Here is a 19,459-nt window from a genome sequence, read left to right on the forward strand (position 1 = left end):
GAAAATAAAACATATAAAATGTAATTATATGTAAATATGAAATTCTGTTGAATGTTTCAATTTGTGAGAGAAGGAGGGACTGTTATTGTATTCCACGATAACTAGTGAGATCGTCGATCGTGTCATGATTGTTACTCTTAATCGTCCAGAGAGAATGAATGCTTTCAATGAAAAGATGTGTGAGGAGATGATTCGCGCTTTTAATGAAGCGGATGAAAATGATGACGTAAGAGCCGTCATATTAACTGGCGCTGGGGATGCTTTTTGTGCTGGGATGGATTTGGAAAAAGGTGCAGAAACGTTTATGGATCACACTCCTTTGGTTGAATATCGCGATGCAGGAGGAATGTTGTCATTACGGATTTTTGAGATGAAGAAACCAATGATAGCAGCCATTAATGGAGCGGCAGTCGGGATTGGGATAACAATGACTTTGCCCATGGACATTAGAATTGCTTCAACAGATGCAAAGATGGGTTTTGTATTTGCAAGGCGGGGGATAACGATGGAGGCATGCAGCGGATGGTTCTTGCCTAGACTAGTCGGAATGGGCAAAGCTTCCGAATGGATTTTTACCGGCAGGATGATTACGCCCAGTGAAGCATATGAGGGAAGGCTGGTAAACAAGATCGTCGAGCCAGACGAATTGATGTCTGCAGCAATGGAGATTGCGACAGACATTGCGGAAAATACGTCTTCCGTCTCTGTGACGCTATCCCGGCAGTTAATGTGGTCCATGCTCGGTGCGAACCATCCTGTTGAATCACACAAAATAGAATCGAAAATGATTCATTGGACCGGAAAACAAGCTGATGCACTAGAAGGAATCGAAGCTTTTCTCGAAAAAAGGAAAGCCGATTTCAAAATGAAAAGCAGCACGGATATGCCTCCGTTTTATCCGTGGGGAACGGATCGAACATATGAAGCGGATAAGAAATGAATGAATGGTAAGATCGATATCGAGGGCTTCGGAAGTGCTTGATAATTTTTACTTTTCGGATAAATTAGGGTTTCTTTTCTTAGTGTGTTATACTAGGTTTACCATTTACTAAACTTGTTTCATGTTCCCTATTCCCTGTGAATAGGGTTTTTTTATGATTGTTTTTTTGATCAAAAAAACAGACCCTACAAGTAGGGTCCGTTATATATTGTATTTAAAATTATGCTTTTTGAACGTTAGTAGCTTGGGGTCCACGTTGACCTTGCTCAACTTCAAAAGTAACTTCTTGACCTTCGTCTAATGATTTGAATCCTTCGCTTTGGATAGCTGAGAAATGTACGAATACATCGTCTCCGTTTTCGCGTTCGATGAAGCCAAATCCTTTTTCTGCGTTAAACCATTTTACTTTACCTTGTTCCATTGTTGTTGCCTCCTAGTGTGAATCCACACATTGTGTTACTACCCTTGCTCAATCATTAGACGAAAAGTTTTTCACTTATCAATCTTCCCGAACAAAAATAATTCTTTTTAAATATAACAGATAATGTCGGAATCTGCAAGCTAACAAGGAAAGATTATTAATGTAAACAGAAAATGAACAATTCTTAATACCCTTTTTTGTAATCAAGTAAATTTGTTGAAGGTGTTTTACCATTTAGATAGTCCTTTAAATTCGGGATGAAAATATCCTGAATTAGCCTTTGGTCGTAAAATTCCGTATTTCCGGATGTGTGCGGCGTGATGATTGCATTGTTCAACTCCCATAAAGGGCTATTCTCAGGAAGTGGCTCCGTTTCAAACACATCAAGACCAGCACCTGCAATATCTTTGTCCTTAAGCGCTTGAATCAAATCGTTTTGAATGACGAGGTTTCCCCTCCCTATATTAATGAAAAATGCGGAGCGCTTCATTAACTTGAATTCGTTTTTACCGAACATATTCCTTGTTTCTGGGGTCAATGGTAATGTCACGACAATATAATCACACCTAGGAAGAAGATCAATCAATTGTTTTTGTGTGTACATCTCATCGACGAATTCTTCTGATTTACCGGAATGGCGCATCCCTAATACGGTCATGCCAAAAGCCTTGGCAATTTTTGCGGTTTCCTTTCCGATTTTACCGACACCGATGATTCCGATGGTCTTTTCATGAATTTCCTGCTTCATATGTGCGTGATGCCAGGTCTTTGTCTGCTGTTGCTTAATATATGTATCTACTTTTCTTGTTAAGGCAAGCATGAACGCGAAAATTGTCTCTGAAATGGGATACGCATGAACGCCGTTTGCAGTTGTAATCTGAACATTCTTTTGTTCTAAATTGTCCAGGGGTAAAGCATTCACTCCTGCACTCCATGTCTGGATCCATTTAACATCGCTTGCAGCAATCGATACAGACATTTCCGCTTTCCAGCCTGCGATGACTTCTGCATCGGCAATATGATCCCTCCATTTTTCCGGGGATCTCCCGGTGATAACAGTCCACTCGGGAATCAATTCTTGGATCTTCTGTAATAAGATTTCGTTCAAATTTTGGCTTATTATGAGTTTTCTTTTTGGCATAATTATCCTCCTGGATATTTTTTCTGAATTATACGTAAGTTGCGATAATATTTCAATTGGGAAGGCGATTGCTTACCAATCTTGCTATAATACTAATAATCAATGGAATGGGGTGTAATCATGAACGTGAAAGAGATATATGGACAGCTGCCTGCCCTGGAATCAAAACGATTGATCATGAGGAAAGTCACTATGAATGATGCCGAAGACATGTTCGCTTATGCATCCAACAATGAAGTTTCACGTTACGTCACATGGGAAGCCCATCGTTCCCTAAGTGATACAAAAGATTTTATCCGATTTATCCTTCAAAATTATGAGGATAAGAAAATCGCTCCATGGGGCATAGAACACAAGGAAAGCGGAAAGATGATTGGTACCATTGATTTTGTTTCATGGCAGGTTGACCATCATAGTGCAGAAATCGGATATGTGCTTGCACCAGAATATTGGGGGAGTGGTTTGATGACGGAGGCAGCCCAAAAGATCATCGCCTTTGGCTTCGAAAATATGAACCTAGTTCGAATACAAGCTAGGTGCTTCGTTGAAAATTCAGGTTCAGAGCGAGTCATGCAAAAGGCAGGTATGTCTTTTGAAGGAATCATTAGAAAAGGAATGTTCGTCAAGGGGAAGCATCAGGATCTAAAGCTATATTCCATTATAAAATGATGGCTGCGCAGTCAGCTTATTAAAGGAAAAGTAAAAGGAACAATATACATCGTTTGCAAAAGCGTGAATTTCTGTTGTTGATTATGGTGGAGATTGGGAAGCCGGAAACAAACAATATGTGCAAATATTGAATCAAAAACTATACAAAACGTCTAATGTAAAAATTCGTTTTGAAAAATATAATGAAACTATGAAATCGTGTTGAAATGGAGGGTTTATTTAATGACAGTTATCAATGATGTAGAAACGTTGAAAAATTATATCGGTGGCAAATGGGTGGATTCCACAACTTCAAAACATGAACAAGTGCCTAACCCGGCAACAGGAGAAGCATTGGCAATCGTACCCCTTTCAACAAAGGAAGATGTAAACCAAGCGGTGCAGGTAGCTAAAAAGGCGTATAAAGAATGGAAAAAGGTCGCCGTCCCAAAAAGAGCTCGCTTCTTATTCCGTTACCAGCAATTATTGATAGAACACTGGGATGAGCTTGCAAAGCTTGTCACTTTGGAAAATGGAAAAAGCTATACAGAAGCATATGGTGAGGTTCAACGCGGGATTGAATGCGTGGAGTTCGCAGCAGGTGCGCCTACCTTGATGATGGGAAGTCAGCTTCCTGATATTTCCCCAGGCATTGAATCTGGCATGTATCGTTATCCAATGGGTGTCGTTGCCGGAATTACGCCGTTTAATTTCCCGATGATGGTGCCATGTTGGATGTTCCCTCTGGCAATAGCTTGTGGAAATACGTTCATCTTAAAACCTTCAGAACGAACACCGCTTTTGGCCAACCGTCTCGTGGAATTATTGACAGAAGCCGGTGTTCCGGATGGTGTTGTCAATATTGTCCATGGTGCCCACGATGTCGTGAATGGGATTTTGGAACATGAAGACATTAAAGCGGTATCATTTGTGGGATCCCAGCCTGTCGCAGAGTATGTATACAAAACGGCAGCTGCCAATAAAAAACGTGTCCAGGCTTTATCGGGAGCGAAAAATCATTCGATCGTCATGCCCGATGCAGATTTGGATAATGCGGTAACGAACATAACGAATGCAGCTTTCGGATCTGCAGGCGAGCGCTGCATGGCTGCGTCAGTGGTTGTTGCGGTGGGAGAAGTGGGAGATACGCTCGTTGAGAAATTAAAGGCTGCAGCGGATAACATCAAGATTGGAAATGGAATGGATAAAGACGTTTTCCTGGGGCCCGTAATCCGTGATACTCATAAAAAGAGAACAGAACAATATATTGAAATCGGGGAAAAAGAAGGGGCTGTCCTCCTTCGTGATGGCAGGAATGAAGGCGATCAGGAAAAAGGCTATTACGTTGGACCGACATTATTTGATCATGTAAAAACAAACATGAAAATCTGGAGTGATGAAATTTTTGCTCCTGTCTTATCCATAGTACGAGTTAATACCCTCGAAGAAGCAATTGAATTGACCAATCAATCCGAATTTGCCAATGGTGCCTGCCTCTATACGGATAGTGCAAAAGCCATCCGGGAATTTCGCGAAGAAATTGATGCAGGGATGCTTGGTATTAACCTTGGCGTACCCGCGCCAATGGCATTCTTTCCATTTTCCGGATATAAAAGTTCGTTTTATGGAGACCTTCATGCCAATGGGAAAGACGGCGTGGAATTTTACACGAGAAAGAAAATGTTAACGGCAAGATACTGATAGGAAAAAGGGGGTCGGCGCATATTGTGGTCGGCCTTCCTTTATACATTATTTTAGGAGGAGTGTAGCATATGCAGGTTGAAAAACAGGGTCAGGATCTTAAAGCGATGGATGGTAAATATGTGTGGCATCATATGAAAGGGGCAGAACCCACTCCTGGTGCAATGGTAATTAAAAACGGGCAAGGAGCATGGATTACGGATGTTGATGGGAATCGTTTCCTTGACGGGATGTCGGGTTTATGGTGCGTCAACGTCGGTTATGGCCGCACGGAACTGGCTGAAGCAGCATACGAGCAGCTTAAGGAACTTCCTTATGCCCCTTTAACGAATAGCCACATTCCGGCTATTAAGTTAGCGGAGAAATTAAATGAATGGCTTGGTGGGGATTATGTGATTTTCTTCTCTAACAGCGGTTCAGAAGCTAATGAGGCGGCCTTTAAAATTGCGCGGCAGTATCATCAGCAAAAGGGTGAACATGGACGCTATAAATTCATTTCGCGCTATCGCGGCTATCATGGCAATTCAATGGGAGCCCTGTCAGCTACCGGGCAGGCGCAGCGAAAATATAAATATGAACCTCTCGCCCCAGGGTTTCTTCATGTATCACCGCCAGATACTTACCGAAATCCAGAGGATGAAAGCGGTGAAAAAAGTGCAGCGGAAATTGAACGTGCCATTACATGGGAACTGAGCGAAACGGTGGCTGCAGTCATCATGGAACCAATCATCACCGGGGGCGGAATTTTGATGCCGCCCGATGGATATATGAAACGTGTCAAAGAAATTTGTGAGAAAAATGGTGTCCTTCTCATTTCGGACGAGGTAATTTGCGGGTTTGGCCGTACTGGTAAAAAATTCGGATTTATGAACTATGACGTAAAACCAGACATCGTAACAATGGCTAAAGGAATCACGAGCGCTTATTTGCCATTATCCGCTACAGCCGTCAAACGTGAAATTTATGAAGCGTATATTGGCTCAGATGTTTATGACCGCTTTCGGCATGTAAATACATTTGGCGGCAATCCTGCTGCCTGTGCCGTCGCTTTGAAGAATATTGAAATATATGAAAATGAAAAACTAATTGAACGGTCCAAGGAGTTAGGGCTACACTTTCTGCAAGAGTTTGAAGAAATCAAAGCTCATCCCAATGTTGGGGATGTACGCGGGAAAGGTTTGTTGGTAGGCATTGAACTAGTGGAGGATAAACTGACAAAACAGCCGATCGAACTATCCAAAATCAATAAAGTGATTGCTTCGTGTAAAGAAAAGGGGCTGATCATAGGTAAAAATGGCGATACAGTAGCAGGTTTCAATAATATCCTGACTCTTGCTCCCCCACTTAGTATAACTGAAGAGGATTTTGCATTCATCATAGCGACGGTAAAGCGAACGCTAGCTGAACTATGAAAATGAAAAGAAGAAACTGAATATTCATCAATTTCAGGTATGTGCCTATTGATACACATACCTTGCTTTTTAAATGAAGCTGATTTTAGCGCCGTTCGGAACTTAGAACGGTGCTTTTGTCTATGATCAAGGAGGAATAAGAGGTAAAGGAATCTAGTAGAAATTAAAGGCGATATTTTGGAATCGTTTTCCTTGCTTAGTTATAGCGGATGTTCGAAAATGGAATGATAAGGAGTAGTGATAGAATTTCAATATTATCCGGCAGAAGAGGTGAGGGACATGAATAATGAAGATATAACAAAAAAATTAACATTACATATCCCTGAAATTTTAGGGAGTGGGAATTTTTCAAAGTATGCTGTATTGGTACCGCTTATAGAGAAAGAAGATGGAATTCATGTTCTTTTCGAAGAGCGATCACACAAACTCAGGAGGCAGCCGGGGGATATATGTTTTCCGGGCGGAAAAATAGACAAGCTGGATCAAGATGAACAGGCTGCTGCCCTAAGGGAAACATATGAGGAACTAAATTTGCGAAAAGAAGATATCGAAAACGTCTTTCCAATCGATTATTTGGTATCTCCATTCGGGATGATTGTCTATCCTTATGCAGGATTTGTTCGTAACCATCAACGGATAATACCTAATCCAGCTGAGGTAGAAACCATTTTTACGGTCCCGCTATCCTTTTTCATGGAAAAACCGCCAGAAATTTATCATGTGGAATATAAAGTGGAACCGCATGCAAACTTCCCCCATGATTTAGTCGTTGGAGGGGAGAATTATAAATGGCAGCCAAAACAGATGGAAGAGTATTTTTACTTATATAATGATCGGGTAATCTGGGGGATGACTGCAAAAATCCTTACCCATTTTATTGAAATTCTTCGTTAGACCCTTCTAAAGCACCTTTTTTTTTCGGTCTATTTCTATTAAGCTTTAATTATGGTAAAAGTTAGGTCTTTAATAGAAGCGGGGGGATGAGTGGATGAAGTATAGTTTTGAAGTACTTGAAAAAGAACGGGAAATGGCAATGGCTGCACTAGTCAACTTCAATGAGAACCGCGAATACTATGATGAAACCAAAGATCATGAACTTAAGCTAGCATACTACAAAGATGGTTCCATGGACCGGGAAGGATTGAAGGAGCTTCTCGTGGCAACCCATAAAAACCAGCTGAACTACTCACCGCATCGTCATGTTTACCCATGGGTGGACCTACAGGAAAATGGACAGCTGAAAAGTCTGTATTCCGGTAAAGGGATGGATCCTGTACAAGTAATTGAGGAAGATATCCGTATACTGGAAGTGTTGTCAAGAGGTATTGAATCAACAAATTCTGAGAACATTCTCGTTAATTGTGAACATGTAGTACCTCAATCATGGTTCGATAAAAAAGAACCGATGAGGGGGGATTTGCATCATCTGTTCGCCTGTGAACCAACGTGTAATAGCAGCCGGAGTAACTATCCATACCATGATTTTGAGGATTATATCCCTGAAAGATCGGCTGCCGGTATAAAAGCGGGGTGCGGGAAATCAGACGAAAGTAAATTCGAGCCTGAATACGGAAAAGGGATCGTGGCTAGGGCAACTTTGTATTTTTTACTCAGATATGAGGGAATAATCGATAGCGGCAAAATCGACCTGGCACTGCTTTTGGAATGGCATCGGCTTTTTCCCGTCAGCACTTATGAAAAACATAGAAACGTCGCTATACATGAAATGCAGGGTAATCGTAACCCATATATAGATTTTCCGGAAATGGCAGAGAAATGGAATTAAAGAAGGGCATAAAAAGAGGATTGAAGCTGCAGTACAAGCTTCAATCCTCTTTTAGTATGGATTATAAGAATTTTACGCAAACAGGGAAGGGAACTTGAACATCCTTTTGCAATAATGTTAATTTTCCATCATTTTCATTCCGGGCATATAGTGTCAAGTTTCCTGATTGTTCATTAGAAGCGATAAGAAATTTTCCGCTAGGGTCCAATGAAAAATCACGCGGCCAATTTCCTTCGGTGGAAACAAGCTGCACGAATGCCAGTTTGCCTGTTTCTTGATTGATTTCGTAAACGGCAATACTATCATGTCCGCGGTTTGCGGCATATATGAATCGCCCATCATCAGAAATATGAATGGCGCTTCCTTGGTTATTTTCCTTGAAATCTTCAGGGACGGTCCGTACCGTTTGCAATTCAGAAAAACTACCGGTTTGACTATCGAAGCTCAAAACAAACACTTCTGGTACAAGTTCTGCCATGACATACGCAAATTTACCGTTTGGGTGGAAAGTCAGATGCCGTGGTCCGCTGCCGGGAGCAACAGATAGGCTGCTTACTTCTTCCAAAACCCCATTATGTATTTTATAGGTTATTACTTTATCTATTCCGAGGTCGACAACAGCAATGAACCTTTCATCCGGCGTGAAACCAGCGAAGTGAGTGTGTGCTTTTTCCTGACGTTCTTCATTCGGTCCTTGCCCTTCATGTTGAACAGTTGATGATACAGGCAAAGGTGTCGCATCGTCATGAAGCGGATATGATTCAATCACGCCTTCCCCATAACTGGAAGTGACCAAAACCTGTTTCTTACTGTCGACACTTATATGGCAGGAAGAGCCATTTGGTGTAAGTTGTTTGCCTAAGAAGGTAAGCTCACCTGAATCTTCATGAATCGAATAGGCTGAAACTCCACCCCTGCCCGCTTCTTTTAAAATGGCATAGAGATTCTTTTTGTCCTGGCTGATGGCGACATAAGTCGGATCGGTCAATTCTGCTGCAAGAACCGGTGTGCTGAGCTTTCCTTCTGCTGTATCTAAAGTAAATCGGTAAATACCTTCGCTGTTTCCTTTTGTGTAAGTGCCTATGTATCCAATTATGTTTTGTTGATCATGTTTTGCCATATTTATCTCCTCCAAGAAAGAATTGTGTTTATTTTTTATTTTAACATAGATGATGCGCATATATCCTTTTCCCATTTTATGTTGAGTCGGAACCTTTTTCTTTTAAAATTTTTGGGGTGATAAGAAAAAAATCCCGCCTAGCGGGTTAATTTAAATCGACTGGCTTTGAAGCTTCGATGGGTATATGCCTAAACTCAGAAACGGAAAATAAACCCTGATCCGTCAGTTTGATTTCAGGGATGACTGGTAGCGCCAAGAAGGCAAGTGTAAGAAAAGGGTTGAAATGCCTGTTAGCACCGAGTTTCAATAAGGCTTCATCGATGTGTTTCAATGATTGGACCACATCCATATAATTGCATTCACTCATCAATCCAGCTATTGGAAGGGGAAGGGAAGCTAGTATTTCCCCATTTTGGATTACAGTCAATCCACCCTGCATTTTTTTGATTTCCTTAGCTGCTAGAAGCATATCCTGGTCATTCGTTCCGGCAATGATCAAATTATGTGAATCATGGGCTACTGTCGTGGCAATGGCTCCTGATTTCAACCCGAGCCCTTTGACGATTCCCAGGCCCACTTGTTTGGTCATATGATGCCGTTCAATTACAGCAAGTTTTAGATGATCAACATGTTCGGAGAACTGAAATAGACCATCATGATCAAGTGTGACCGGTTCAATCGAATGCTTTGTAATTAGGCTGTTTGGAGTTATCTCAATAATATTAGCGAACTCATTTTTAAAAGGTATCGCGAAATCATCTCCGGTTATTTCATGAAATTGAACAGAGTGCTTCAACCCGTCGATAATAACCTGTTTCTCATCAGCTGGATAGTTAAGCAATCGATTATTTTGTACCATAAGCTTTCCATCTTTGAAGACCGAATGGAGGATGACTGAATCAAGATCTTCCAGTAGAAGGAAGTCTGCTTTGTATCCAGGTGCAATTGCACCATGTTCCTTTAATCCAAAGCATTCTGCTGCATTAATGGTCGCCATTTGAATGGCGGTAATTGGCGGGATACCTGTTTCAATGGAAAGTCGAACGTTGTGATCGATACTTCCTTCAGAAACTATATCATCTAGGTGCCGGTCATCGGTGACGAATAAACAACGGCGGGAGTTCTTCTCATTAATAACTGGAATCAGGTTAATTAAGTCTTTGGCGACGGTGCCTTCCCTGATCATAAGATACATTCCTTTACGCAGTCTTTCTTTTGCCTCTTCCGCTGTAGTGCATTCATGATCTGTTTTAATGCCTGCACATAGATAAACATCGAGCTGTTGTTCGGATAATCCAGCTGCATGGCCATCGATGCTTTTGCCCAGTCTATTTGCATCGTATATTTTTTGCAGCATATCTTCATCTGTATGTGAAACGGCGGGGAAATTCATGACTTCGGCTAAACCAAGCACTCTCGGGTTTTGATAAAAGGAAATTAAATCTTCACTTCTTAAGACAGCACCAGAATGTTCAAACTCCGTAGCGGGCACACAAGAGGGCATCATGAAGTAAAAGTCAAAAGGAAGTTGATCGGATTGTTCAATCATATATTCCATGCCCTTTTTGCCAGATACATTGGCAATTTCATGAGGATCTGCAACGATGCAGGTCACACCATGCAAAAGGAGGATTTTTGCAAGTTCATAAGGCCTGACCATCGATGATTCTATATGAACATGGCCATCAATGAAGGAAGGGCATACGAATTTTCCAGAAGCATCGATTTCCGAAGTACCCTCATAATGCCCAATTCCAGCAAAGTAACCATCGGCGATCGCAATGTCGCCAGTATAGATATCACCATTGAAAACATCTATGATTTGCCCGTTCTTAATGACACAATCTGCAGGTATTCTTCCTGTTGCAACGTCAATTCTCCTTTTAAGCAATTTTTTTTTCATATTCATAACCCCTTTGGCCATATATAACCGGTTAATATTTCACTTTTTCCGTATTGGTTTCCCATGTTCGGAATGGTAAATCGTGGTCATTAAAAGACAATTGTTTCATTTCAATTGTACGATTTTCCATTGGCAGGGCAAGTTCTCGGTAGATAAAGTGATCATCAAAGCCAATAACTGCAGCGTCTTCTTTAGTGCATGCGTAATAAATGGCTTTTGGACGTGCCCAATAAATAGCACCGATGCACATGGGGCATGGTTCGCAGCTAGTGTAAATTTCACAATCTGTAAGCTGGAAGCTGTCAAGATTCCTGCATGCATCACGAATCGCCTGTACTTCGGCGTGCGCTGTGGGATCGTTGGCCGTTGTCACATTATTACATCCTCTGCCTACGACTTTGCCATCTTTTACGATTATAGCACCAAAAGGACCTCCGTTCTTAGCCAGCACATTTTCATTTGCAAGCCGAACGGCCATTTCCATGAATTTTACATCCACTAAAAAACACCCCTTCATATATTAATAACCGAAAAGTGTTAATGTTACGTTTTTTAACGTAAATATAATAAACAATATACCATATACCTGGGGAAACAGAATATAATTTTCTGAAAATAAAGAAAAATCAATTTATGTTAGAGTATATGACGTGCAATCAAAAGGATTTAAAAGAATTTTTACAAATAATTATAAAACTGATATTGTTAGAAGAAAATCATTAGAATTATGAAGGTGATATGCATGGGGTTTTTGGGAGTTCTATTACCGATATTCGGTATATTTGTTTTAGGTTTCATCGGTCAGAAAAAGTTTAATCTTGATACAAAGTCGATTTCCACGATGGCATTATACTTAATGTCACCTTTTCTCGTGTTCCGGACTTTTTATTCCGCAGAATTTACGATTAATTATTTTTACCTGTTCTTATTCACGATAGTACTTTGCCTTTCTCTCATACTGGTAGTCTACATTATATCTTTTTTTCGCAATTATACAGTCACTGAAACAAGCGGCATGATATTGGCATCGGCATTCATGAATAACGGGAATTACGGTACACCCGTCATTTTCCTGTTATTCGGAGCCGCAGGACTCGATTATGCAATCATCCTTATGGTGGGACAGCAGTTAGTGATGTGCACGATCGGCATTTATTTCGCAGCAAAGGGCAGTCCTGAAGGAAACGGAGTTCAAACAGCAATTAAAGCGGTATGTCGAATGCCAATTGTTTATGGAGCTATCGCAGGAACAGTATTTCAGTTCGTGAACATACCATTAAGCAATTCGGTTATGGAAGCTATTAATCTTGTTGCAAACGCAGCGATCCCAACAATCATGATTACACTGGGAATGCAGCTGGCCAACATTTCCCTGAAAAAAATTGCCTATCGGAAGCTATCAGTTTCGCTACTCCTTAAACTTGCCGTTTCACCGGCAATTGCCTTCCTGTTATCACTTGCCTTGCCAGTGGGTGAAATGGTCAGGCATATCATGATCATCGTAGCTGCCATGCCAACGGCGGCCAACACTACGATGTATGCGCTCCAATTCAACACGGAGCCTGAATTCGTTTCAAGTGCTACGTTCATCAGTACATCATTAAGCCTGATTACGCTTCCCATCATCTTTTTCTTTGTATTATAGAAGATTATGATTCTAATTATGTGGGCAAACTTATTATAAACACGAATCGGACGTTTCCTATCCAATAAACGAGATCCGGCTGGATTATAGGCATTGCCCTTGATGACCAAATCTTGGGATAGGTTCCGTCGCGGTACATGAACTTACGGAAAAAATGATTTCAACAATTTCATTTTAATATTTAAGAGTAGCTTATTAAACTGGCGTTTGGTATTTTAATGCCTGTATTTGATTGGAGGGGTTTTGTGTTCCAGACTAAAATTAAACTGATTAATCCTGGAAAGATTGATGCCATACTAAAGGAAATCGTCCTGAAAACCTATGAAGAAGCACTGGAAGAAAAACTCTTGCTATGCATGGAGTGCGGAGATGTCGATTTTTATATCGCGTATTCAAATAATGAGGAACTTCAAGATGCGATTAATGAAAACTTTGAAATTGATGAATTTGGTGAAATCATGAATATAGATGAACATCAGGAACTTATGGATGATTTATGCGATTATTTCTTGGTCATACATAAGGAAAGTGATTTGTTTGATTTTTTCCCAGCAGGTCCATATACCCACAATGGGGAAATTCATGAATCTGATACGGATATGCTGGCGCCAAGGGGTTTGTATTCAGCACCATTTGAAGATGCGGTAAAGGAATAATGCAAAAAGACAGCAAAAGCTGTCTTTTTTGCATTAATAAAAGTATTCAGCTTTCGGGAAATAAATGTTTTTTTACAAAAAGAGGGAATTTTTTAAGGAGTTATTAGCCAAAATTTAACATTTATATGAGATATAGCAATAATATCATGAAATATGATATCGTTTTTAACAATTTAAAGTTTATATGGTAATTTTAAGAAATATTATATATAATAAAAAATGTGAATATTGAATATATTATTTAAATTACTAGTTTAAAATAACAATAAAAATGGTCGCTTCCCTTACACTATCGAAATATTGGGAAATAATCTTGGAAGAAAGGGTTTATACATAAATATGATCCGAGTTAAGAGAATGCGATAGTATGCTTTTAGAATTCTGATTATTATAAATTTTCAGTTACATAGATTGAATATGGGCGGGGTGCTAATTATGATAGTTTTTGACCGGGTGAATAAGTATTACGGCGATTTCCATGTATTGAAAGAAATTAATCTAACAATCAAGAAAGGGGAAGTGGTAGTGGTCATCGGACCTTCCGGATCAGGAAAAAGTACACTGCTTCGATGCATTAATCGTCTAGAGACCATTTCACAAGGATCCCTTTCAATAAATGGTTTAAATGTAGCGGATAAAAAGACGGACATAAACAAACTCCGTCGGAATATCGGTATGGTTTTCCAGCATTTTCACTTGTATCCCCATAAAACCGTGCTCGAGAATATCATGCTTGCTCCCAGGAAGGTTCTGGGACAATCCGAAGAGGAAGCGAAAAAGATTGCTCAGAAGTATTTGGACAAAGTGGGGATTGGAGATAAAGCAAATTCATTTCCTTCCCAGCTATCAGGTGGACAGCAGCAGCGGGTTGCGATCGCCAGAGGTTTGGCGATGGGCCCCGAAATCATGCTTTTTGATGAACCTACCTCAGCCTTGGATCCGGAAATGATTGGCGAGGTCCTGGATGTAATGAAAGCTCTTGCCCATGAAGGAATGACGATGGTGGTGGTTACGCACGAAATGGGATTTGCCCGTGAAGTGGCGGATCGAATCGTATTCATGGACGAAGGCAGGGTTTTAGAAGAGGCAACACCGGCTGAGTTTTACGCCAATCCTCGTGAAGAGAGGGCTCGTTTATTCCTTAGCCGTATATTAAATCATTAAATAAAAAACAGGGGTGAATTACATGTTGAAGAAAAAGAAATGGTTAAAATTATCTTTGCTATCATTACTGGCCGTCATTTTATTAGCTGGTTGCGGCGGGGGGAATGATTCCGACAAAGCTGAAGAGGGTGGAGGTAAAGGCAAAGAAGAAGATGTTCTCGCACAAGTGAAGGAAAAGGATAAGATCGTTTTTGGGGTGAAAAATGATACAAGGCTATTCGGTTTGAAGAATCCTAGTACTGGAGAGGTAGAAGGATTTGATATTGATATTGCCAAAGCTCTTGCAGCAGAAATCCTTGGTGATGAGAATAAAGTTGAATTTAAAGAAGTGACTTCTAAAACTAGGATGGCCTTATTGAATAATGGTGATATCGACGCAATTGTAGCAACTATGACAATCACGGAAGATCGTAAAAAAGAAGTGGACTTCACTGATGTTTACTTCGACGCCGGACAATCTTTGTTAGTCAAAAAGGGCAGCGATATCAAGGATATTGATAGTTTGAAAGGGAAAAAGGTATTGGCTGTCAAGGGATCTACTTCTTCCATAAATATCCGTGAAAAAGCGCCTGAAGCACAAGTGCTGGAATTTGAAAACTATTCCGAAGCGTTCGCTGCACTTAAATCCGGACAAGGGGATGCATTGACAACGGATGATTCCATCCTTTATGGAATGGCTGATGAAGACCCAAGTTATGAGCTTGTTGGTGGTACATTTACTGAAGAGCCATATGGAATTGCCGTAAAAAAAGGCAATTCTGAATTTGTGGAAGAGTTGAATAAAGCCCTTAAGTCACTAAAAGATTCAGGCAAGTACGATGAAATCCATGATAAATGGATTAAACATTAAACATTTTAGCAAATGTATTTTGGCAGCTGACCTTGAATAACATTTGAATATTTGTCTGTGAGGATGAGCGTTTTGCTCATCCTTACTAGTTAAAGGAGTTGTATGCCGTGCTTGATTTCTCCATTTTAACAGAGAATCTGGATATGTATTTATTAGGCTTTAAAAATACGATCATGTCGAGTTTGGTCGCATTGGTATCGAGTTTGATTCTTGGTGTGCTAATTGCCATCATGCGGATAGCGCCAATAAAGCCACTAAACTGGCTGGGTACCGCCTATGTTGAATTCATTCGGAACATACCGTTATTGATCATTACCTTTTTCTTCTTTCTTGGTCTTAAACTAAGCGGTCTATATGCAGGGACATTAGCCTTGACCATTTACACTTCATCTTTCATAGCTGAGGCAATTCGGGCAGGTATACTCTCCGTGCCTAAGGGTCAAATGGAAGCTGCCCGTTCATCAGGCCTGACATATGGGCAGGCCATGAGGCTCGTCATACTGCCGCAGGCCGTTAAAATAGTCATTCCTCCATTAGGGAACCAATTTATCAATTTAGTAAAGAATTCTTCCATTTTGGCCGTCGTTGCAGGACTCGATCTTATGTACCACGGGGATTTGATTTCTTCAAGGACATTTGTCGTGTTTGATGTGTACATTTTCGTTGCAGCTTTTTACTTAATTCTTACCATTCCTTTAAGCTTTGGCGTTGGTTATTTGGAAAAACGTCTGGCTAAGAGTAATTGAGGGAGGTATAAGATATGGATTTTGCAGGTGCCTATACACCAGATAATCTTAAGTTTTTATTAGAAGGATTTTGGGTAACGCTCCAGGTAGCTTTTATATCCATTATTCTAAGTTTCATTATTGGCGGGCTTGTAGGTATAATCCGATACGCAAAAGTGCCGGTGTTATCACAAATACTAGCTTTGATTGTAGAAACGGTACGTAATTTACCTCTGTTATTAATCATATTTTTTACGTATTTTGCTTTGCCGGAGATTCGGATTAAACTGGAAATCATTCCAGCAGCCATAGTTGCCTTGACAATTTTTGAGTCAGCCATGCTTTCTGAAGTCATTCGAAGTGGACTGAAATCCATTGATAAAGGTCAAATGGAAGCTGCACGTTCATCAGGCTTGAGCTATACACAGGCATTGATACATATTATTCTGCCCCAAGCGCTGCGCCGCATGGTTCCTCCTATTGTCAGTCAATTCATTTCTTTATTAAAGGACACCTCTTTAGCTGTTGTCATCTCTTTACCGGAGCTGACTCATCATGGTCAAATCATATATGGACAAAGTCAAAAGTATTTAATACCGATTTTGATTCTGGTAGCTCTCATGTATTTCATAGTTAATTATAGTCTTTCTTTGGTAGCCCAGAGACTTGAATTAAAACGCACCTAAAAAAACGACTCAGAAATGAGTCGTTTCAGAATGTAGACAAACTCGATGAAAATCGAGTTTGTCTACATTTTTTTTGCTTGTACAAATTTGAACGTTGATTTTCACTTCAGGCACTCGCTTTCCGCGGGCGGTCCGGGAGGGGGGTCTCCCTTGGACTCGCTATTCCCGCAGGAGTCTCGCACACCCGCTCCAATCAACTGGATTGTTTTTTAAAGAATAAACTATAGTTTGGTTTCATTCCTAACTTTGATTAAGAAAATGTTACACTTTGAGTTTTTCATTGTTTAATGAAACCTCATTTAATAGAAGAAATTTGCGACACTCCTGCTGGCTAGCCAAGACCCAACAGACGCTTGCGTCAAGGAGGCTTGGCAGACAGCCGTCGGAAAGGGATCGGACCTCTGGAATCAACTGGAATGTTACTTTAAGAAAAAAACGTAGGCTGGACTCATCCCAAACAAGTTGAAAACTTAGTTATCCTTCATGGATTTATACTGTAACCCTTAATGGATGGAAGAAGATTGCGACACACCTGCCGAATAACTGGATAGCCGATACCCCGGAGATGTTTACTTTAATGCGGCTTTGCAGATAGCCATCGGTAAGGGAGCGAACCTCTGGATTCAACTCGAATATTAATGATGAATAGTACACAAAAAATGAATCTTTTGGTTTTAATAACCGTATATATAAAGGAAGAAAGAAGGTGGAATACATGTCGGAAATTAAAAGAAGTAATAGCAAAGCGATTGTATCATTGATCATGGGGGTATTATCCCTGTTTATTCCAATCATCGGCATCATATTAGGTATTTTAGGGTTAATATTTGCATCGAAAAGTAAACAAGAAATGAACCTTACTGGTGAATCTGGAAATGGTTTAGTGACAGCGGGAAAAGTGTGCAGCATTATAGGAATAATCTTGAATGTTCTCATGATTTTGATTTTCATGGTGTTTTTTTATTTCGTAGTCAATACGGACATATCAACCTATTGAATGTAAGTATTAACTTGACAAACAAAGAAAAGTAATATAAACCTATAAAAAATGGAAATTCATGTTATAATTATTATAAATATCTAAATATTGTATGAAGGGATGATATTTTGACCATTCAAATCTTTGAGTACCCAGCCGTATTCTATTATGAAAAGCACCCGTTGATTATCGACTCTTTTTCCGTTCAAGTTTGTTTCCCGGATTTTAGGCGAAAAGGAATTATTTCTTCCGTTAGCGGTAGGAATCGGTTAGAAGCCTTAGCTTGTGCTCAAGAACTGTTGGAGTCCATGGTCGAACATTTTATACACGATAAAAAAACAATCCCGGATGCAAGCGAAATGGAAAAGGTGAATCTAGATCGGGGAATCAATATATGCGAGGCTGCACCCTTCAGAATTGAAATAGAAAATATCACATATGAAAAATAAAAAAACCTTGCCGGTTAAAGGACAAGGTTTTTTTATTTTGGATTTATTGAATTAACCCGGAATGTCAGACCAGTATATACAAAATATTATTTTTTTGTAAGCTGAAATCGATGGTGATAATAGTGCCACTCATAAAATATAAAAAACCATCATTACCTGTAAAAGGAATGATGGTTTTTAGTTTCGCTTTAAATTTCCCCTTTAATTATTTTTTATTTTTGGATAAAGGATATTGCGTTCTTTATAACGAATATGTATAGTATAGGTAACATAGGTAAAAAGTATCAATAGTTATATATTTTGGAGGTGTACATGTGAAATATTATATAGCATCAGACGAAAAAAATTTGAAGCAAGTAAAATCATTGATCAAGAAATTGGCTTCAAAGGGATTTACTTGTGTGAATGACATGAATTTAATTACGAATGATGAGAAAAACCAAATAACGGACGACATTGGAGAATATGAAAAAAAGGGGATAGAGGAAGCTGATTTCATGCTGATCTTCCTAACGGCAGGAAAAGGTAATCTATATGAGCTTGGCTATGCTTTATCTTTAAATAAGAAAATAATTGTGTATTCCCCTGAGAAAGAAAATTATCATATTAATAAAAAATCAATATTTCATAATCTGCCCGAGGTAACAATCTGCAGCGGGACCTTTTATAAACTGGTTAAATTGATACATACGCTTTCTCCGGAAGGAACTGAAAAAGATTCACTGCCTCTTAACTAAATGTCAAATGTAAAATTTTAAGGATACCCTCTAATAAAATTTCTTTTGAACGAATTGTTTAAAGTATTAAAAATGAGGATAAAGACCATTAAAAAAGGGGGAGGACTGTTTTGGCCATTATTGATATCGACCAATTATTGTTAGCCACTGAAGCGATAGCAGAAGAGTCAGTTCCATTCCATCTTGATACATTTGACATCGATCAACTTTTAGATAATACGGATAATTGGAGTTGGTAAAGAAAAGCATGCCCATAGAGGATATGCTTTTTTTAAAGTGAAAATAGCCTGATTACCTGTATGAAAATAATACAAGAAACCAGGCAGGTTGGGATATTTTAACGATTGAATTAAAGTTAAAACTTGCGTCCTTTTACGAATCCTAAAATCACAAACATTGAAATGGTACCGATAACAAAAATTGCTTTAATGGAATTCACTAGAATTTCATCGTACATTTGTATTACCTCCTTGTATGTAATGACAGTGCGATTATG

Annotated in this window: 21 protein-coding genes; 16 read left to right on the forward strand and 5 right to left on the reverse strand. The window is 39.7% G+C overall.

Annotation, left to right across the window (positions count from 1 at the left end; translation table 11 throughout):
• The first annotated feature begins 85 nt into the window (after positions 1-85).
• A complete protein-coding gene (locus J7I90_RS15825; RefSeq protein WP_214772800.1) occupies positions 86-940 on the forward strand; it encodes a crotonase/enoyl-CoA hydratase family protein in 855 nt (284 codons plus the stop codon).
• Positions 941-1,160: 220 nt separating this feature from the next.
• Here J7I90_RS15825 and J7I90_RS15830 read toward each other — a convergent pair whose 3' ends face one another.
• Both J7I90_RS15830 and J7I90_RS15835 read right to left on the reverse strand, forming a co-directional pair.
• Entirely contained in the window at positions 1,161-1,361 is a 201-nt protein-coding gene (locus J7I90_RS15830; protein WP_029714163.1) for a cold-shock protein, read from the reverse strand.
• A 184-nt stretch (positions 1,362-1,545) separates the two neighbouring features.
• Positions 1,546-2,502 carry a D-2-hydroxyacid dehydrogenase gene (locus tag J7I90_RS15835; protein ID WP_214772801.1) on the reverse strand — a complete coding sequence of 319 codons (957 nt, stop codon included), beginning with the start codon at positions 2,500-2,502 and terminating at the stop codon, positions 1,546-1,548.
• Positions 2,503-2,622: 120 nt separating this feature from the next.
• Here J7I90_RS15835 and J7I90_RS15840 point away from each other — a divergent pair, with 120 nt between their 5' ends.
• The 5 genes from J7I90_RS15840 (at position 2,623) to J7I90_RS15860 (ending at position 8,049) form a co-directional block, all read left to right on the forward strand.
• Entirely contained in the window at positions 2,623-3,171 is a 549-nt protein-coding gene (locus J7I90_RS15840) for a GNAT family N-acetyltransferase (protein ID WP_214772802.1), read from the forward strand.
• 222 nt (positions 3,172-3,393) lie between these two features.
• Positions 3,394-4,851: a CoA-acylating methylmalonate-semialdehyde dehydrogenase gene (locus J7I90_RS15845; RefSeq protein ID WP_251025311.1), complete on the forward strand. Its 1,458-nt coding sequence runs from the start codon at positions 3,394-3,396 to the stop codon at positions 4,849-4,851.
• 71 nt (positions 4,852-4,922) lie between these two features.
• The gene (locus J7I90_RS15850) at positions 4,923-6,263 is read left to right on the forward strand and encodes an aspartate aminotransferase family protein (RefSeq protein ID WP_214772803.1); all 1,341 of its coding nucleotides are present in this window, start codon (positions 4,923-4,925) and stop codon (positions 6,261-6,263) included.
• 279 nt (positions 6,264-6,542) lie between these two features.
• On the forward strand, positions 6,543-7,157 hold the full coding sequence (locus J7I90_RS15855) for an NUDIX hydrolase (protein ID WP_214772804.1): 615 nt from the start codon (positions 6,543-6,545) through the stop codon (positions 7,155-7,157).
• 94 nt (positions 7,158-7,251) lie between these two features.
• Positions 7,252-8,049, forward strand: a complete 798-nt coding sequence (locus tag J7I90_RS15860; RefSeq protein WP_214772805.1) for an endonuclease I family protein — start codon at positions 7,252-7,254, stop codon at positions 8,047-8,049.
• Positions 8,050-8,110: 61 nt separating this feature from the next.
• Here the strand turns inward: J7I90_RS15860 and J7I90_RS15865 are convergent, their stop codons facing one another.
• From J7I90_RS15865 to J7I90_RS15875, 3 genes are all read right to left on the reverse strand, one after another.
• Positions 8,111-9,169 carry a lactonase family protein gene (locus J7I90_RS15865; RefSeq protein ID WP_214772806.1) on the reverse strand — a complete coding sequence of 353 codons (1,059 nt, stop codon included), beginning with the start codon at positions 9,167-9,169 and terminating at the stop codon, positions 8,111-8,113.
• 145 nt (positions 9,170-9,314) lie between these two features.
• The gene (ade, locus tag J7I90_RS15870) at positions 9,315-11,078 is read right to left on the reverse strand and encodes an adenine deaminase (protein ID WP_214772807.1); all 1,764 of its coding nucleotides are present in this window, start codon (positions 11,076-11,078) and stop codon (positions 9,315-9,317) included.
• 25 nt (positions 11,079-11,103) lie between these two features.
• The gene (locus tag J7I90_RS15875; RefSeq protein WP_214772808.1) at positions 11,104-11,589 is read right to left on the reverse strand and encodes a nucleoside deaminase; all 486 of its coding nucleotides are present in this window, start codon (positions 11,587-11,589) and stop codon (positions 11,104-11,106) included.
• A 225-nt stretch (positions 11,590-11,814) separates the two neighbouring features.
• Here J7I90_RS15875 and J7I90_RS15880 point away from each other — a divergent pair, with 225 nt between their 5' ends.
• The 10 genes from J7I90_RS15880 to J7I90_RS27805 all read left to right on the forward strand — a co-directional run bounded on the left by J7I90_RS15880 (position 11,815) and on the right by J7I90_RS27805 (position 19,202).
• Positions 11,815-12,717, forward strand: a complete 903-nt coding sequence (locus tag J7I90_RS15880; RefSeq protein ID WP_034307016.1) for an AEC family transporter — start codon at positions 11,815-11,817, stop codon at positions 12,715-12,717.
• A gap of 245 nt (positions 12,718-12,962) precedes the next feature.
• Positions 12,963-13,373 (forward strand): hypothetical protein, encoded by a 411-nt coding sequence (locus J7I90_RS15885; protein ID WP_214772809.1) that lies wholly within the window; start codon positions 12,963-12,965, stop codon positions 13,371-13,373.
• A 435-nt stretch (positions 13,374-13,808) separates the two neighbouring features.
• Positions 13,809-14,537, forward strand: coding sequence for an amino acid ABC transporter ATP-binding protein (locus tag J7I90_RS15890; RefSeq protein ID WP_214772810.1), 729 nt, complete (start codon positions 13,809-13,811; stop codon positions 14,535-14,537).
• Positions 14,538-14,559: 22 nt separating this feature from the next.
• The gene (locus tag J7I90_RS15895) at positions 14,560-15,387 is read left to right on the forward strand and encodes a transporter substrate-binding domain-containing protein (RefSeq protein WP_214772811.1); all 828 of its coding nucleotides are present in this window, start codon (positions 14,560-14,562) and stop codon (positions 15,385-15,387) included.
• Positions 15,388-15,494: 107 nt separating this feature from the next.
• A complete protein-coding gene (locus J7I90_RS15900) occupies positions 15,495-16,133 on the forward strand; it encodes an amino acid ABC transporter permease (protein WP_057277535.1) in 639 nt (212 codons plus the stop codon).
• A 14-nt stretch (positions 16,134-16,147) separates the two neighbouring features.
• A complete protein-coding gene (locus J7I90_RS15905; protein WP_034307000.1) occupies positions 16,148-16,798 on the forward strand; it encodes an amino acid ABC transporter permease in 651 nt (216 codons plus the stop codon).
• Positions 16,799-17,513: 715 nt separating this feature from the next.
• Entirely contained in the window at positions 17,514-17,795 is a 282-nt protein-coding gene (locus tag J7I90_RS15910) for a DUF4190 domain-containing protein (RefSeq protein ID WP_063577730.1), read from the forward strand.
• A gap of 110 nt (positions 17,796-17,905) precedes the next feature.
• On the forward strand, positions 17,906-18,226 hold the full coding sequence (locus tag J7I90_RS15915) for a type II toxin-antitoxin system HicB family antitoxin (protein WP_214772812.1): 321 nt from the start codon (positions 17,906-17,908) through the stop codon (positions 18,224-18,226).
• A 293-nt stretch (positions 18,227-18,519) separates the two neighbouring features.
• Positions 18,520-18,963, forward strand: a complete 444-nt coding sequence (locus tag J7I90_RS15920; protein ID WP_396020440.1) for a nucleoside 2-deoxyribosyltransferase — start codon at positions 18,520-18,522, stop codon at positions 18,961-18,963.
• Positions 18,964-19,073: 110 nt separating this feature from the next.
• The gene (locus J7I90_RS27805; protein WP_285289436.1) at positions 19,074-19,202 is read left to right on the forward strand and encodes a hypothetical protein; all 129 of its coding nucleotides are present in this window, start codon (positions 19,074-19,076) and stop codon (positions 19,200-19,202) included.
• Positions 19,203-19,459 lie beyond the last annotated feature (257 nt).

It is taken from the genome of Bacillus sp. ISL-57, assembly GCF_018613135.1.
GTDB lineage: Bacteria > Bacillota > Bacilli > Bacillales > DSM-1321 > Peribacillus > Peribacillus frigoritolerans.

Coding starts and splice junctions, on each gene's coding strand:
- J7I90_RS15865 (WP_214772806.1), bottom strand. CDS start 9,169: ATGGCAAAACATGATCAACAAAACATAATTGGATACATAGGCACTTAC.
- J7I90_RS15905 (WP_034307000.1), top strand. CDS start 16,148: ATGGATTTTGCAGGTGCCTATACACCAGATAATCTTAAGTTTTTATTA.
- J7I90_RS15830 (WP_029714163.1), bottom strand. CDS start 1,361: ATGGAACAAGGTAAAGTAAAATGGTTTAACGCAGAAAAAGGATTTGGC.
- J7I90_RS15875 (WP_214772808.1), bottom strand. CDS start 11,589: ATGAAGGGGTGTTTTTTAGTGGATGTAAAATTCATGGAAATGGCCGTT.
- J7I90_RS15910 (WP_063577730.1), top strand. CDS start 17,514: ATGTCGGAAATTAAAAGAAGTAATAGCAAAGCGATTGTATCATTGATC.
- ade (WP_214772807.1), bottom strand. CDS start 11,078: ATGAATATGAAAAAAAAATTGCTTAAAAGGAGAATTGACGTTGCAACA.
- J7I90_RS15880 (WP_034307016.1), top strand. CDS start 11,815: ATGGGGTTTTTGGGAGTTCTATTACCGATATTCGGTATATTTGTTTTA.
- J7I90_RS15850 (WP_214772803.1), top strand. CDS start 4,923: ATGCAGGTTGAAAAACAGGGTCAGGATCTTAAAGCGATGGATGGTAAA.
- J7I90_RS15845 (WP_251025311.1), top strand. CDS start 3,394: ATGACAGTTATCAATGATGTAGAAACGTTGAAAAATTATATCGGTGGC.
- J7I90_RS15835 (WP_214772801.1), bottom strand. CDS start 2,502: ATGCCAAAAAGAAAACTCATAATAAGCCAAAATTTGAACGAAATCTTA.
- J7I90_RS15895 (WP_214772811.1), top strand. CDS start 14,560: ATGTTGAAGAAAAAGAAATGGTTAAAATTATCTTTGCTATCATTACTG.
- J7I90_RS15890 (WP_214772810.1), top strand. CDS start 13,809: ATGATAGTTTTTGACCGGGTGAATAAGTATTACGGCGATTTCCATGTA.
- J7I90_RS15855 (WP_214772804.1), top strand. CDS start 6,543: ATGAATAATGAAGATATAACAAAAAAATTAACATTACATATCCCTGAA.
- J7I90_RS15860 (WP_214772805.1), top strand. CDS start 7,252: ATGAAGTATAGTTTTGAAGTACTTGAAAAAGAACGGGAAATGGCAATG.
- J7I90_RS15840 (WP_214772802.1), top strand. CDS start 2,623: ATGAACGTGAAAGAGATATATGGACAGCTGCCTGCCCTGGAATCAAAA.